General features: G+C 62.4%; 22 protein-coding genes. All 22 read left to right on the top strand.

Annotated features, from left to right (window positions below):
- Positions 1-3 precede the first annotated feature (3 nt).
- The 22 genes from rplD to FS787_RS05360 all read left to right on the top strand — a co-directional run bounded on the left by rplD (position 4) and on the right by FS787_RS05360 (position 13,043).
- Entirely contained in the window at positions 4-627 is a 624-nt protein-coding gene (rplD, locus tag FS787_RS05465) for a 50S ribosomal protein L4 (protein WP_056425230.1), read from the top strand.
- The gene (rplW, locus tag FS787_RS05460; protein ID WP_056425233.1) at positions 624-929 is read left to right on the top strand and encodes a 50S ribosomal protein L23; all 306 of its coding nucleotides are present in this window, start codon (positions 624-626) and stop codon (positions 927-929) included. The genes rplD and rplW overlap by 4 nt, the downstream gene beginning before the upstream one ends.
- A gap of 29 nt (positions 930-958) precedes the next feature.
- Positions 959-1,798 carry a 50S ribosomal protein L2 gene (gene rplB / locus FS787_RS05455; RefSeq protein WP_024366131.1) on the top strand — a complete coding sequence of 280 codons (840 nt, stop codon included), beginning with the start codon at positions 959-961 and terminating at the stop codon, positions 1,796-1,798.
- A 12-nt stretch (positions 1,799-1,810) separates the two neighbouring features.
- Complete coding sequence (gene rpsS, locus FS787_RS05450) at positions 1,811-2,092, top strand: 30S ribosomal protein S19 (protein WP_018773666.1); 282 nt, start codon at positions 1,811-1,813, stop codon at positions 2,090-2,092.
- A 38-nt stretch (positions 2,093-2,130) separates the two neighbouring features.
- Positions 2,131-2,496, top strand: a complete 366-nt coding sequence (rplV, locus tag FS787_RS05445; protein ID WP_003803798.1) for a 50S ribosomal protein L22 — start codon at positions 2,131-2,133, stop codon at positions 2,494-2,496.
- Positions 2,497-3,342 (top strand): 30S ribosomal protein S3, encoded by an 846-nt coding sequence (gene rpsC / locus FS787_RS05440; RefSeq protein WP_056425234.1) that lies wholly within the window; start codon positions 2,497-2,499, stop codon positions 3,340-3,342. It abuts the gene before it with no gap.
- Positions 3,343-3,759, top strand: a complete 417-nt coding sequence (gene rplP, locus FS787_RS05435) for a 50S ribosomal protein L16 (RefSeq protein WP_018773668.1) — start codon at positions 3,343-3,345, stop codon at positions 3,757-3,759. It abuts the gene before it with no gap.
- 2 nt (positions 3,760-3,761) lie between these two features.
- Positions 3,762-4,091, top strand: coding sequence for a 50S ribosomal protein L29 (gene rpmC, locus FS787_RS18230; RefSeq protein ID WP_056425235.1), 330 nt, complete (start codon positions 3,762-3,764; stop codon positions 4,089-4,091).
- Positions 4,088-4,396: a 30S ribosomal protein S17 gene (gene rpsQ, locus FS787_RS05425; protein ID WP_056425236.1), complete on the top strand. Its 309-nt coding sequence runs from the start codon at positions 4,088-4,090 to the stop codon at positions 4,394-4,396. Before rpmC ends, rpsQ begins: the two co-directional genes overlap by 4 nt.
- Positions 4,397-4,771: 375 nt before the next feature.
- Positions 4,772-5,140: a 50S ribosomal protein L14 gene (gene rplN / locus FS787_RS05420; RefSeq protein WP_003803789.1), complete on the top strand. Its 369-nt coding sequence runs from the start codon at positions 4,772-4,774 to the stop codon at positions 5,138-5,140.
- A 3-nt stretch (positions 5,141-5,143) separates the two neighbouring features.
- Entirely contained in the window at positions 5,144-5,503 is a 360-nt protein-coding gene (gene rplX, locus FS787_RS05415) for a 50S ribosomal protein L24 (protein WP_056425237.1), read from the top strand.
- A complete protein-coding gene (gene rplE / locus FS787_RS05410) occupies positions 5,503-6,084 on the top strand; it encodes a 50S ribosomal protein L5 (RefSeq protein ID WP_056425240.1) in 582 nt (193 codons plus the stop codon). Before rplX ends, rplE begins: the two co-directional genes overlap by 1 nt.
- 95 nt (positions 6,085-6,179) lie before the next feature.
- Complete coding sequence (gene rpsH, locus FS787_RS05405; RefSeq protein ID WP_056425243.1) at positions 6,180-6,578, top strand: 30S ribosomal protein S8; 399 nt, start codon at positions 6,180-6,182, stop codon at positions 6,576-6,578.
- Positions 6,579-6,596: 18 nt separating this feature from the next.
- Positions 6,597-7,133, top strand: a complete 537-nt coding sequence (gene rplF, locus FS787_RS05400) for a 50S ribosomal protein L6 (RefSeq protein ID WP_144671221.1) — start codon at positions 6,597-6,599, stop codon at positions 7,131-7,133.
- Positions 7,134-7,135: 2 nt separating this feature from the next.
- Complete coding sequence (rplR, locus tag FS787_RS05395) at positions 7,136-7,519, top strand: 50S ribosomal protein L18 (RefSeq protein WP_018773674.1); 384 nt, start codon at positions 7,136-7,138, stop codon at positions 7,517-7,519.
- A 26-nt stretch (positions 7,520-7,545) separates the two neighbouring features.
- Positions 7,546-8,226 carry a 30S ribosomal protein S5 gene (rpsE, locus tag FS787_RS05390; protein WP_173403037.1) on the top strand — a complete coding sequence of 227 codons (681 nt, stop codon included), beginning with the start codon at positions 7,546-7,548 and terminating at the stop codon, positions 8,224-8,226.
- Positions 8,227-8,229: 3 nt separating this feature from the next.
- Positions 8,230-8,436: a 50S ribosomal protein L30 gene (gene rpmD / locus FS787_RS05385; RefSeq protein WP_144671220.1), complete on the top strand. Its 207-nt coding sequence runs from the start codon at positions 8,230-8,232 to the stop codon at positions 8,434-8,436.
- Positions 8,437-8,931 carry a 50S ribosomal protein L15 gene (gene rplO / locus FS787_RS05380; protein ID WP_144671219.1) on the top strand — a complete coding sequence of 165 codons (495 nt, stop codon included), beginning with the start codon at positions 8,437-8,439 and terminating at the stop codon, positions 8,929-8,931.
- A gap of 184 nt (positions 8,932-9,115) precedes the next feature.
- Entirely contained in the window at positions 9,116-10,426 is a 1,311-nt protein-coding gene (gene secY / locus FS787_RS05375; protein WP_144671218.1) for a preprotein translocase subunit SecY, read from the top strand.
- A 5-nt stretch (positions 10,427-10,431) separates the two neighbouring features.
- A complete protein-coding gene (locus tag FS787_RS05370) occupies positions 10,432-11,001 on the top strand; it encodes an adenylate kinase (RefSeq protein ID WP_186329134.1) in 570 nt (189 codons plus the stop codon).
- Between the two features lie 105 nt (positions 11,002-11,106).
- Positions 11,107-11,934, top strand: a complete 828-nt coding sequence (map, locus tag FS787_RS05365) for a type I methionyl aminopeptidase (RefSeq protein ID WP_144671216.1) — start codon at positions 11,107-11,109, stop codon at positions 11,932-11,934.
- Between the two features lie 65 nt (positions 11,935-11,999).
- The gene (locus tag FS787_RS05360) at positions 12,000-13,043 is read left to right on the top strand and encodes a P1 family peptidase (protein WP_144671215.1); all 1,044 of its coding nucleotides are present in this window, start codon (positions 12,000-12,002) and stop codon (positions 13,041-13,043) included.
- Positions 13,044-13,157: the final 114 nt, after the last annotated feature.

Raw genomic sequence — 13,157 nt, 5'->3', positions numbered from 1 at the left:
TCAATGACTAGCACTGTCAAGGTTGACCTGCCTGCAGAGATCTTCGACGTACAGACCAACGTGCCGCTGCTGCACCAGGTCGTCGTTGCACAGCTCGCTGCTGCTCGCCAGGGTACCCACAAGACCAAGACCCGCGCCGAAGTTTCCGGTGCAGGTCGCAAGCCGTTCAAGCAGAAGGGCACCGGCCGCGCCCGTCAGGGTTCAATCCGTGCTCCTCACATGACCGGTGGTGGCGTTGTCCACGGCCCCACGCCGCGTGACTACAGCCAGCGCACCCCCAAGAAGATGATTGCTGCTGCACTGCGCGGCGCTCTCTCTGACCGCGCCCGTAACGGCCGCATCCACGTTGTCGCTGAACTGGTAGCCGGCACCAAGCCGTCCTCCAGCGCCGCACTGGCAACTCTGCGAGGTGTCTCCGAGCGCAAGAACCTGCTCGTCGTCATCGAGCGCGCCAACGATGTTGCTGCACTCTCCGTGCGCAACCTCACGGATGTTCACGTTCTGTACGCAGACCAGCTGAACACCTACGACGTTCTCGTTTCCGATGACGTTGTCTTCACCAAGGCTGCCTACGAAGCATTCGTTGCTGACCGGGCAGTGGCAAAGAACCAGGAGGATGCCAAGTGAGTGCAGCCACCCTCAAGGATCCGCGCGACGTCGTGCTTGCACCCGTCGTCTCGGAAAAGAGCTACGGCCTGATCGACGAGGGCAAGTACACCTTCCTGGTGGACCCCCGCTCGAACAAGACCGAGATCAAGCTGGCCGTGGAGAAAATCTTCTCCGTCAAGGTCGACTCGATCAACACCATCAACCGTGCCGGTAAGCGCAAGCGCACCAAATTCGGATGGGGTACCCGCAAGAACACCAAGCGTGCAATTGTGAGCCTCAAAGAAGGCACTATCGACATCTTCGGCGGTCCGCTCTCGTAGCGGAGACCACTTTAACGAGGAAATAAATTATGGGAATCCGTAAATATAAGCCGACTACCCCGGGCCGTCGCGGCTCGAGCGTAGCGGACTTCACTGAAATCACGCGGTCGACGCCGGAAAAGTCGTTGGTACGTCCCCTCCCGAAAAAGGGTGGCCGTAACAACACCGGTAAGATCACGACCCGTCACAAGGGTGGTGGCCACAAGCGCCAGTACCGTCTGATCGACTTCCGTCGTCACGACAAGGACGGCGTCAACGCCCGCGTTGCCGAAATCGAGTACGATCCGAACCGCACGGCTCGCATCGCCCTCCTGCACTACGTTGATGGCACCAAGCGTTACATCATCGCCCCGAACAAGCTGGCCCAGGGTGACACGGTAGAGGCAGGTGCCGACGCTGACATCAAGCCCGGCAACAACCTTCCGCTGCGCAACATCCCGGTCGGTACCGTAATCCACGCAGTTGAACTGCGTCCGGGTGGCGGCGCCAAGATGGGCCGCTCCGCCGGCGCATCGATCCAGCTCGTTGCCAAGGAAGGCCGTTTCGCCCAGCTGCGTCTGCCCTCCGGTGAAATCCGCAACGTTGACGTGCGCTGCCGCGCAACCGTCGGCGAGGTCGGCAACGCCGAGCAGTCGAACATCAACTGGGGCAAGGCCGGCCGTATGCGGTGGAAGGGCGTTCGCCCGACCGTCCGTGGTGTCGCCATGAACCCGGTGGACCACCCCCACGGTGGTGGCGAGGGCAAGACGTCCGGTGGACGTCACCCCGTCAACCCGAACGGTAAGCGCGAAGGCCGCACCCGCCGTCCCAACAAAGAGAGCGACAAGCTTATTGTTCGTCGCCGTCGTACTGGCAAGAACAAGCGATAGGAGCCTGGACACATGCCACGCAGCCTGAAAAAAGGTCCTTTCGTTGACCAGCACCTCTTTGTGAAGGTAGCCAGGGAAAACGAAAAGGGCACCAAGAACGTCATCAAGACCTGGTCCCGCCGTTCGATGATCGTCCCCGACATGCTCGGCCACACGATCGCCGTACACGACGGACGCAAGCACATCCCCGTGTTTGTCACTGAGTCGATGGTCGGGCACAAGCTCGGCGAATTCGCTCCCACGCGGACATTCCGCGGCCATGTCAAGGACGACCGTAAGGGCAAGCGCCGCTAGGCGCCTGCACTTACGTCAAAGACGAGAGAAGGAAAGCAATGGAAGCCAAGGCAATTGCGCGTCACATCCGCGTAACGCCTATGAAGGCCCGGCGCGTCGTCAACCTTGTTCGTGGTAAGCAAGCGAATGAGGCTCTGGCAATTCTGAAGTTTGCCCCGCAGGCAGCTTCGGAGCCGGTTTTCAAGGTAGTTCAGTCGGCAATCTCCAACGCCCGGGTCCTCGCGGACCGCGACGGCGTGGCGTTTGACGAAGGTGACCTCATCATCAGCGAAGCGTTTGTTGATGAAGGCCCGACCATGAAGCGGTTCCAGCCGCGTGCCCAGGGTCGTGCATTTCAGATCAAGAAGCGCACGAGCCACATCACCGTGGTAGTCGCTACCCCGGAGAAAGAGGAGGCTCGCTAAGTGGGACAGAAAGTTAACCCGCACGGGTTCCGACTCGGCATCACCACCGATCACGTATCGCACTGGTTTGCTGACAGCACCAAGGCCGGCCAGCGGTACAAGGACTTCGTTCGCGAAGACATCCGCATCCGCCAGCTCATGTCCACGGGCATGGAGCGCGCCGGCATCGCCAAGGTTGAAATCGAGCGCACCCGCGACCGCGTCCGTGTGGATATCCACACGGCACGTCCGGGCATCGTCATCGGCCGCCGCGGCGCAGAAGCAGACCGCATCCGCGGCGAGCTCGAAAAGCTCACCGGCAAGCAGGTTCAGCTGAACATCCTCGAGGTCAAGAACCCCGAGATGGAAGCACAGCTTGTTGCCCAGGGCGTTGCTGAGCAGCTGACTTCCCGCGTGGCGTTCCGCCGTGCGATGAAGAAGGCCATGCAGTCCGCACAGCGTGCAGGTGCCAAGGGCATCCGTATCGCTTGCTCGGGTCGACTGGGCGGCGCAGAAATGTCCCGCTCGGAGTTCTACCGCGAAGGCCGTGTGCCCCTGCACACCCTCCGCGCGAACATCGACTACGGCTTCTACGAAGCCAAGACCACCTTCGGCCGCATCGGCGTGAAGGTCTGGATCTACAAGGGTGACGTCACCGCCAAGGAACTGGCTCAGCAGGCAGCTGCTGCTCCGTCCCGCGGCCGTGGTGCCAGCGACCGCCCGGGCCGCCCGGGTGGCGCTGACCGTGGTGACCGCCGTCGTCGTAACGACCGCCCGGCAGCCGACGCAGCACCTGCTGCTGAAGCACCGGCAGCTGAGGCAGCTGCTGCCGCTCCGGCACAGGCTGTAGAAGGAGGACAGGCTTAAATGCTTATCCCACGTCGAGTCAAGCACCGTAAGCAGCACCACCCGGGTCGTTCCGGCGCTGCCACGGGCGGCACCCAGGTCTCCTTCGGTGAATGGGGTATCCAGGCTCTGAGCCCGGCATACGTCACGAACCGTCAGATCGAATCTGCCCGTATCGCGATGACCCGCCACATCAAGCGTGGCGGCAAGGTCTGGATCAACATCTACCCGGACCGTCCGCTGACGAAGAAGCCTGCCGAAACCCGCATGGGTTCCGGTAAGGGTTCTCCGGAATGGTGGGTCTCAAACGTCAAGCCGGGCCGGGTTCTCTTCGAACTCTCCGGTGTCAGTGAAGAGGTAGCTCGCGAGGCCCTGCGCCTGGCAATCCACAAGCTGCCGTTGAAGGCACGCATTGTGCGTCGCGAAGGTGGTGAGTAGAAATGGCAGTAGGATCCAAGGAACTTGCATCCGCACAGCTGGACGGTTTCGACAACGAGCGTCTCGTTGAAGAACTCCGCAAGGCCAAGGAAGAGCTGTTCAACCTGCGTTTCCAGTCCGCCACCGGTCAGCTGGAGAACCACGGTCGTCTGCGCGCGGTAAAGAAGGACATCGCCCGCATCTACACCGTTCTCCGTGAGCGCGAACTGGGCATTCGTGCCGAGGTTGCCGCACCGGTTGTGGAAGCCAAGGAAGAGAAGAAGTCCAAGAAGGCTGCAACCAAGAAGGCCGAAAAGGCTGAGACGGTTGACACCGAGGAGGATGCCAAGTGAGTGAAAAGGACGAGAACGTGACGGAAACTGTTTCCGACGCAGCCAAGGCTGACGAGCGCGGTTACCGTAAGACGAAGCGCGGCTACGTCGTCTCGGACAAGATGGAAAAGACCATCGTTGTCCAGGTCGAAGACCGCGTGAAGCACGCCCTCTACGGCAAGGTCATCCGCCGCAACACGAAGATCAAGGCTCACGACGAAGAGAACAGCGCCGGCATCGGCGACCTCGTTCTCCTCGCCGAGACCCGCCCGCTCTCCGCTACCAAGCGGTGGCGCCTGGTGGAGATCCTCGAGAAGGCCAAGTAACACCTGCAGCCTCCCCGCCAGGGGACCTGCGCCGAAACCCCCGTTCCCTCCTGGGAGCGGGGGTTTCTCCGTTCCCGGGGTATGGGCCAGCTGTGATATGGGGATATGCCCAAAACGTGCTAAGATTTTGAGTTTGTATGGCGCTATCTGTGCGCTGTCATCAAACCTCGTAAACAATCGTGCCACGGCATAGTGCCCCCTTGCGCCCCGACTCGTCGGGATCCGGTTGGGAAGCAAATGTTTTTGGCACGGGAGTTTAGGCCTGGTCTGGCAAAATCCAGGCAGGTCAAGAGACACCCCGATCAACCGTTCCGCAAGGCTCATTCCGTAGGAAGAATTTCGGTCTGAGAACCAGCGCGACGCAAGGAGTAAATAGTGATTCAGCAGGAGTCGCGACTCAAGGTCGCCGACAACACGGGTGCTAAGGAAATCCTTACCATTCGCGTTCTCGGTGGATCTGGCCGTCGCTACGCAGGCATTGGCGACGTCATCGTCGCTACCGTCAAGGACGCAATTCCGGGCGGCAACGTAAAGAAGGGCGACGTCGTCAAGGCTGTCATCGTCCGTACCAAGAAGGAACGCCGCCGTGCGGATGGTTCCTACATCAAGTTTGACGAGAACGCAGCTGTGATCCTGAAGAACGACGGTGACCCCCGCGGTACCCGTATCTTCGGACCGGTTGGTCGTGAACTTCGCGATAAGAAGTTCATGAAGATCGTTTCTCTGGCTCCGGAGGTGCTTTAGTCCATGGCTAAGATCAAAAAGGGTGACCTCGTTCAGGTCATCACTGGCGCCAAGGCTGAACGCGGCGGCGACAAGGGCAAGCAGGGCAAGGTTCTGCGCGTATTCCCCGAGACCAACCGCGTGCTGGTCGAAGGTATCAACCGCGTAACCAAGCACACCAAGGTCGGTCAGTCGCAGCGCGGCACCAAGACCGGTGGCATCGAAGTCGTCGAGGCTACGATCCACATCTCCAACGTGGCTCTGGTTGACCCGTCCACCAAGAAGCCCACCCGCGTCGGTTTCCGCACCGAGACCGTTGAGCGCGATGGCGTGAAGCGCGAAGTGCGCGTCCGCGTGGCCAAGAGCTCAGGGAAGGACATCTAATGACTGAGACTCTCGAGACTCCGGCAAGCAAGATCGTTCCTCGTCTGAAGACCAAGTACGCGGATTCCATCAAGAGCTCGCTCGTTGAGGAATTCAAGTACGAGAACGTCAACCAGGTTCCCCGTCTGGTCAAGGTCGTTGTGAACATGGGTGTTGGAGATGCCGCCAAGGACTCCAAGCTGATCGACGGCGCTGTCCGCGATCTGACCCTGATCACCGGCCAGAAGCCGCAGGTAACCAAGGCCCGCAAGTCGATCGCACAGTTCAAGCTGCGCGAAGGCATGCCGATCGGTGCACACGCAACTCTGCGTGGGGACCGCATGTGGGAATTCCTGGACCGTCTGGTCACGCTGGCTCTGCCGCGTATCCGCGACTTCCGGGGCCTCAGCGGCAAGCAGTTCGACGGCAACGGCAACTACACCTTCGGTCTGACCGAGCAGGTTATGTTCCACGAGATCGACCAGGATTCCATCGACCGCGTTCGCGGCATGGACATCACCGTCGTGACCACTGCCAAGACCGACGACGAAGGCCGCGCGCTGCTCAAGGCGCTTGGCTTCCCGTTCAAGACCGAAGATTAATCTAGCTACGTAAAAGGTCCGCCCGCGCTGGTTCCGAGCTTTGCTCGGGAGAGCAGCACGGCGGAAACCGTTATGAGGAAGGGCAAGAGCCCACCATGACAATGACAGATCCCGTCGCAGACATGCTTACGCGTCTGCGCAACGCAAACTCGGCATACCACGATTCCGTGTCTATGCCGTACAGCAAGCTCAAGGCACGCGTTGCCGACATCCTGAAGGCCGAAGGTTACATCGCCTCCTGGAAAGAAGAAGACGCTGAGGTTGGCAAGAAGCTGACCCTCGAGCTCAAGTTCGGTCCGAACCGCGAGCGTTCCATCGCTGGCGTTCGTCGTATTTCCAAGCCGGGACTGCGCGTTTACGCAAAGTCCACCAACCTGCCGCACGTGCTCGGTGGCCTGGGTGTCGCAATCCTGTCCACCTCTTCCGGCCTCTTGACTGACAAGCAGGCCGGCAAGAAGGGCGTGGGCGGCGAAGTCCTCGCTTACGTCTGGTAACGGGAAAGGAAGAGAATAATGTCACGTATTGGACGTCTCCCCATCACCGTTCCTGCCGGCGTTGAGGTCAAGGTTGACGGCTCTGTCGTCAGCGTCAAGGGTTCCAAAGGCGAGCTGAGCCACACTGTGGCCAGCCCGATCGAGGTTTCCCTGGAAGATGGCACCCTGACTGTCGCCCGCCCGAACGACGAGCGCGCCTCACGTTCGCTGCACGGCCTGACCCGCACCCTGATCGCCAACATGATCCAGGGTGTCACCGCAGGCTACGAGAAGAAGCTTGAAATTGTCGGTACCGGTTACCGCGTTCAGGCCAAGGGTGCTGACCTGGAGTTCGCTCTGGGCTACAGCCACCCGGTCAACATCACGGCACCGAACGGCATCACCTTTGCAGTAGAGACCCCGACCAAGCTCTCTGTTTCAGGTATCTCCAAGCAGCAGGTCGGCGAGGTTGCTGCCAACATTCGCAAGCTGCGGAAGCCGGACCCCTACAAGGGCAAGGGCATCCGTTACGCAGGCGAAGTCATCCGCCGCAAGGTCGGAAAGGCTGGTAAGTAACCATGGCGATCGCAATTAACAAGAAGCGTACGAACAAGAGCAAGTCTGCCCAGCGCAGCCGCCGTCAGCTTCGTATCCGCAAGCGCATCTCCGGCACGGCTGTACGTCCTCGTCTGGTCGTCAACCGTTCCGCACGCCACGTATTCGTCCAGGTTGTCGATGACACCAAGGGCCTGACCGTGGCAAGCGCCTCCACTTTGGAAGCCGACCTTCGTGCATTCGACGGTGACAAGACTGCCAAGGCCAAGCGCGTTGGCGAACTCGTCGCCGAGCGTGCCAAGGCTGCCGGTATCGAAGCAGTTGTCTTCGACCGCGGTGGTAACAAGTACCACGGCCGGATCGCCGCCGTCGCTGACGGCGCACGTGAAGGTGGGCTGGCACTGTGACCGAAAATAACGAAAAGGACATTCAGGTGACTGAAGCTGTAGCTGCTCCGGCAACTGAGACCGCTGCGCCTGCTACCACTGACGACCGCCGTGGTGGCGCTCGTCGTGGCGAGCGTGGCGACCGCGGCCAGGGCCGTGGCGACCGTGGTGGCCGTGGTGGCCGCGACGGTGGCCGCGAAGCCGAAAAGAGCCAGTTCGTAGAGCGCGTCGTAACCATCAACCGCGTTTCCAAGGTCGTCAAGGGTGGTCGTCGCTTCAGCTTCACCGCCCTCGTCGTCGTCGGTGACGGCAACGGTATGGTCGGCGTCGGCTACGGCAAGGCTAAGGAAGTTCCTGCTGCCATCGCGAAGGGCGTTGAAGAGGCCAAGAAGTCCTTCTTCCGCGTTCCCCGCATCGGCAGCACCATCCCTCACCGCGTTCAGGGTGAAGCCGCCGCAGGCGTTGTTATGCTGCGTCCGGCTTCCGCCGGTACCGGTGTTATCGCCGGCGGTCCGGTCCGTGCAGTACTGGAGTGCGTGGGTATCCACGACATCCTCTCCAAGTCGCTCGGTTCCTCGAACGCCATCAACATCGTTCACGCGACCGTTGATGCGCTGAAGCGCCTCGAAGAGCCGGCAGCAGTGGCAGCACGCCGCGGCCTGCCGCTCGACGAGATCGCCCCGCCGGCAATGGTGAAGGCTCTCTTGAACCAGAAGGCAGGTGTCTGAGTCATGGCTAAGAACGTGCTTGTCTCCGACGCAAAGTTGGAGATCACTCAGCTCAAGTCCGCCATTGGCGGCAAGCAGAACCAGCGCGACACCCTGCGGTCCCTCGGCCTGAAGCGGGTCGGACACACCGTTGTCCGCACCGCCGACGCCGTGACCGTTGGAATGCTCAACACGGTTCCGCACCTGGTAAAGGTAGAGGAGGCGAAGTAAATGGCAGAGAAGAAAACCGCCGAAAAGGCACAGGGCGCCACTGCTGAGAAGCAGAACGCACTGAAGGTTCACCACCTGCGTCCCGCCCCGGGTGCCAAGACCGCCAAGACCCGTGTTGGTCGTGGTGAAGGTTCCAAGGGTAAGACCGCCGGTCGCGGTACCAAGGGTACGAAGGCCCGCTACCAGATCAAGGCTGGCTTTGCCGGCGGCCAGCTGCCGCTGCACATGCGCCTGCCGAAGCTGCGCGGCTTCAAGAACCCGTTCCGGGTTGAGTTCCAGGTTGTAAACCTGGACAAGCTCAACGAGCTGTTCCCGGAAGGTGGCGCAGTCACCGTGGAGAACCTGGTCGAAAAGGGTGCCGTTCGCAAGAACCAGCCCGTCAAGGTGCTGGGCACCGGCGACATCACCGTCAAGGTTGACGTCACCGCCCACGCATTCTCGGCCAGCGCCGCAGAAAAGATTGCTGCAGCAGGCGGAAGCACCACCGCCCTCTAAGGAGGCGGCGGGGCAGATGCCCGTTGTGAAACTCCCGGTAACCGGGGCTTCGGCCCCGGTTACCGGGAGTTTTTCTGTTTTTCCGGCCCTGCGATTGTTCGCAGGGCGCGTCCACCCGTTAGACTCGGTTGTTGGGTTTATTTGACCTATCTCACACGACTTTACTTAATACTCAGGAGGACGCTTGCTTAGCGCATTTGGCCGGGCCTTTCGCACGCCTGATCTGCGACGCAAGTTGTTGTTCACGCTGGGAATCATCACAATCTTCCGCTTGGGTGCTTTCATCCCCTCGCCTGGTGTGAGCTACCAGAATGTCCAGCAATGCTTGCAGACCGGTGAGACCTCGGGCGGTATCTACCAGCTCGTCAACCTGTTCAGCGGCGGTGCTTTGCTGCAGGTGTCCGTTTTCGCCCTGGGCATCATGCCGTACATCACGGCCAGCATCATCGTGCAGCTGCTCCGGGTGGTCATTCCCCGGTTCCAGCAGCTCTACGAGGAGGGCGCTGCGGGCCAGTCGAAGCTGACGCAGTACACCCGTTACCTCACGATCGCCCTAGGCCTGCTGAACGCCACAACCCTGGTTTCGCTGGCGCGCTCCGGCCAGCTGCTGCCGAACTGCCAGCTGCCGATCATCCCGGACGACAGCATCGTCACCACGATCCTCATCATCATCACGCTGACCGCCGGCACCGGCCTCATCATGTGGATGGGTGAGCTCGTGACCGAAAAGGGTGTCGGCAACGGTATGTCGCTGCTCATCTTCACGTCGATCGTTTCCAGCTTCCCCGGCTCGCTCGGTGCCATCTGGACCTCGCAGGGCCCGGGCACCTTCTTTATGGTCCTCGTCATCGGCCTGCTGACCGTGGCCGCGGTGGTCTTCGTGGAGCAGTCCCAGCGCCGCATCCCGGTCCAGTACGCCAAGCGCATGATCGGCCGCCGCACCGTGGGCGGCACCAGCACGTACATCCCGATCAAGGTGAACATGGCCGGCGTCGTGCCCGTCATCTTCGCGTCGTCGATGCTGTACCTGCCGGGCCTCATCTCGCAGTTCAACCAGCCCCAGCCCGGCGAGCCGATTGCACCCTGGGTGGAGTGGATCAACAACAACCTGGTCCGCGGCGACCAGCCGATCTACATGGTGCTCTACTTCGCCATGATTGTGTTCTTCACGTACTTCTATGTTGCGATCACTTTCAACCCTGAAGAAGTTTCTGACAACATGAAGAAGTACGGCGGCTTCATTCCGGGTATCCGTGCCGGCAAGCCGACCGCGGACTACCTGCAGTATGTGCTCTCCCGGATCACGCTCCCCGGCGCCATTTACCTGGCATTTGTGGCACTGATCCCGCTGGTCGCCCTGGTCCTGATCAACGCCAACCAGAACTTCCCGTTCGGTGGCACCTCGATCCTGATCATGGTCGGCGTAGGTTTGGAGACCGTCAAGCAGATTGATGCGCAGCTACAGCAGCGTCACTACGAAGGGCTTTTGCGATGACGAGAATGTTGATTATCGGACCTCCCGGATCCGGCAAGGGAACGCAGGCGGAGCGCATTTCTGAGCGCCTCGGCGTCGTTGCGATCTCCACGGGGGATATCTTCCGCGCCAACGTCAAAGGTGAGACGCCGCTTGGCCTCGAAGCCAAGAAGTACATGGATGCGGGCGACTTCGTCCCAGACAGCGTGACCAACAAGATGGTCCGCGACCGCCTCAGCGAGGACGACGTCGAGAACGGCTTCCTGCTGGACGGTTACCCGCGCACCACCGCGCAGGTGGACTACCTCGACGGGATCCTCGCCGACGGCGACCAGAAGCTCGACGTCGTCCTGCAGCTCACGGCCGACGACGAGGAACTGGTGGCCCGCCTGCTGGGCCGGGCCAAGGAAACCGGGCGCACTGACGACAACGAAGCCGTCATCCGGCACCGCCTTGACCTGTACCACGGCCAGACGGAAGCCGTGGTGGCCAAGTACGCCGACCGTGGCATCCTGACCCGGGTGGACGGCATCGGCGGCATCGACGAGGTCACCGACCGCGTCATGCAGGCCATCAAAGAGGCCCAGTCGGCCTGACCGGCCCGCGAACTTCGAGGCTCCTCCCGGAACACCGGGAGGAGCCTCAGCCGTTTGGCCGTCCGTCTCCCACGGCGGCACAGCCCCATTGAAAGGAAGTTGCGGATGGCATTCGGCCAGCCACGCATCGAATATAAAACGAACGCCCAGATGCGCTCCATGCATGAGGCCGGGCTCGTCCTCAGCCGCGCCCTTGACGCCGCCGTTGCGGCCGCCGCGCCGGGGAAGACCACCAAGGACCTCGACGCCGTTTTCGCCGCCGTGCTCAAGGACGCCGGCGCCACGTCCAATTTCCTCGGCTACCACGGTTTCCCCGCCACCATCTGCACCTCGGTCAACGAGGAAGTGGTGCACGGGATCCCCGGCAGCCGCGTCCTGCAGGACGGTGACATCCTCTCCATCGACGGCGGCGCCATCCTGGACGGCTGGCACTCCGACTCTGCCCGCACCGTGATCGTGGGCACCGCGGACCCTGAAGACCAGCGGCTCTCCGACGTCACCGAGGCGGCCATGTGGCACGGGATCGCCGCCCTGGCGACCGGGAAGTTCGTCGGCGACATCGGCAACGCCGTGGACGACTACGTCTCCTCCGTGCCCGGAAAGGCCCTGGGCATCCTCGAGGACTACGTGGGCCACGGGATCGGCTCCGAGATGCACATGGCCCCGGATGTGCCGAACTACCGCACCAACCACCGCGGTCCCAAGATCCGGCCCGGGCTCTGCCTGGCCATCGAACCGATGCTGGTCCGCGGGAGCATCGAAACAGCCGTGCTGGACGACGACTGGACCGTTGTGACCACGGACAGCAAACGGTCCTGCCAGTGGGAGCACTCCGTCGCGGTCCACGAGAAGGGCATCTGGGTGCTGTCCGCCCCGGACGGGGGAGCGGCGAAACTGGCCCCGCTCGGCGTCGTGCCCGTCCCGATTCCCTAAGGCCCCAACGCGGCGCACCCACCGCGGCGCGACAGCCGAGGTTCCGGAAGGCGCACAATGGACCCATGACTGCAATTACGGACGTTCCGGGACTGAGGGTGGGCCATGCCGGCCGGGCCGGCGACGGCTGGCTGACCGGGGTGACCGTGGTGCTGCCTCCAGCCGGGACGGTGGGGTCCGTAGATGTCCGGGGCGGCGGTCCGGGGACGCACGAGACCGACGCCCTTGATCCGACCACCCTGACCCATACCGTGGACGCCGTGGTGCTCACCGGGGGAAGCGCCTTCGGCCTCGCCGCCGCCCACGGCGCCCAGCAGTGGTGCGAGGAAAACGGCCGGGGCTTCGCCGTTGCCGGCGGAGTGGTCCCGATCGTTCCGGCCGCGGCGATCTTCGACCTCGGCCGCGGCGGCGACTTCGCCGCCCGCCCCGACGCGGCCATGGGCTACGCGGCCACGGCGGACGCCGCCGCCCGCAAGATCCAGCACGACGTCGAACGCGGCAACGTAGGCGCCGGTACCGGAGCCCTCATCGGCCGAGGAAAATACAAAGGGGGAGTAGGCACAGCCTCCATCACCCTGGAAAACATCTCCGGCGAGGGCTCTGTTGTTGTAGGAGCGCTAGCAGTAGTCAACGCGCTGGGACTGCCCTTCGGCACATCGAGCAAGCGGACGGAACCCGGCAGCGTGCGTCTAAGCGACGAAGGAGCGAGCACGCAGAGGGTTGCGGCTGCTGGCTCGGGAGGCGAGGCTAAAGTCGCAGACGACGGCGCCGGCGCTACGGCGCCGCCCGCGCTCAACACGACCCTCGTCGTCGTCGCCACGAACGCCATCCTGGACAAGGCCGAATGTAAACGCACGGCATCGGCCGCCCACGCAGGCCTGGCCCGGGCGCTGGATCCCAGCCACACCCTGGCGGACGGGGACACCGTCTTCTGCCTCGCCACCGGAGCGCTTGCGCTGGACCGCAGCAGCGAGGCCGCCCGGCAGGTGAGTCTCATCACCCTGCAGAGCGCGGCAGCCGACGTCGTGCGCCTCGCCATCCTTGACGGGATCGGCTGCGCGGAGTCCGTGAGCACGCCGGCGGGCGAATTTGGTGCATACGGCCGCTGAGTGCGCTACGATTGCTGGATTTAACATTCGGCCCGTAATGGCGTAGTGTTGTCTGTTGGTTGTCTGCCCTGTTGTGCCCTTTTGTGGCCGGGAGGCTTCAGCCAATCAATCAAA

It is taken from the genome of Arthrobacter sp. U41 (assembly GCF_007679325.1).
Lineage (GTDB): Bacteria > Actinomycetota > Actinomycetes > Actinomycetales > Micrococcaceae > Arthrobacter.
This window is presented reverse-complemented; position numbering and strand designations above follow the sequence as displayed.

Coding starts and splice junctions, on each gene's coding strand:
- rplD (WP_056425230.1), top strand. CDS start 4: ATGACTAGCACTGTCAAGGTTGACCTGCCTGCAGAGATCTTCGACGTA.
- rplB (WP_024366131.1), top strand. CDS start 959: ATGGGAATCCGTAAATATAAGCCGACTACCCCGGGCCGTCGCGGCTCG.
- rpsS (WP_018773666.1), top strand. CDS start 1,811: ATGCCACGCAGCCTGAAAAAAGGTCCTTTCGTTGACCAGCACCTCTTT.
- rplV (WP_003803798.1), top strand. CDS start 2,131: ATGGAAGCCAAGGCAATTGCGCGTCACATCCGCGTAACGCCTATGAAG.
- rplP (WP_018773668.1), top strand. CDS start 3,343: ATGCTTATCCCACGTCGAGTCAAGCACCGTAAGCAGCACCACCCGGGT.
- rpmC (WP_056425235.1), top strand. CDS start 3,762: ATGGCAGTAGGATCCAAGGAACTTGCATCCGCACAGCTGGACGGTTTC.
- rplX (WP_056425237.1), top strand. CDS start 5,144: ATGGCTAAGATCAAAAAGGGTGACCTCGTTCAGGTCATCACTGGCGCC.
- rplE (WP_056425240.1), top strand. CDS start 5,503: ATGACTGAGACTCTCGAGACTCCGGCAAGCAAGATCGTTCCTCGTCTG.
- rpsH (WP_056425243.1), top strand. CDS start 6,180: ATGACAATGACAGATCCCGTCGCAGACATGCTTACGCGTCTGCGCAAC.
- rplF (WP_144671221.1), top strand. CDS start 6,597: ATGTCACGTATTGGACGTCTCCCCATCACCGTTCCTGCCGGCGTTGAG.
- rplR (WP_018773674.1), top strand. CDS start 7,136: ATGGCGATCGCAATTAACAAGAAGCGTACGAACAAGAGCAAGTCTGCC.
- rpmD (WP_144671220.1), top strand. CDS start 8,230: ATGGCTAAGAACGTGCTTGTCTCCGACGCAAAGTTGGAGATCACTCAG.
- rplO (WP_144671219.1), top strand. CDS start 8,437: ATGGCAGAGAAGAAAACCGCCGAAAAGGCACAGGGCGCCACTGCTGAG.
- FS787_RS05370 (WP_186329134.1), top strand. CDS start 10,432: ATGTTGATTATCGGACCTCCCGGATCCGGCAAGGGAACGCAGGCGGAG.
- map (WP_144671216.1), top strand. CDS start 11,107: ATGGCATTCGGCCAGCCACGCATCGAATATAAAACGAACGCCCAGATG.
- FS787_RS05360 (WP_144671215.1), top strand. CDS start 12,000: ATGACTGCAATTACGGACGTTCCGGGACTGAGGGTGGGCCATGCCGGC.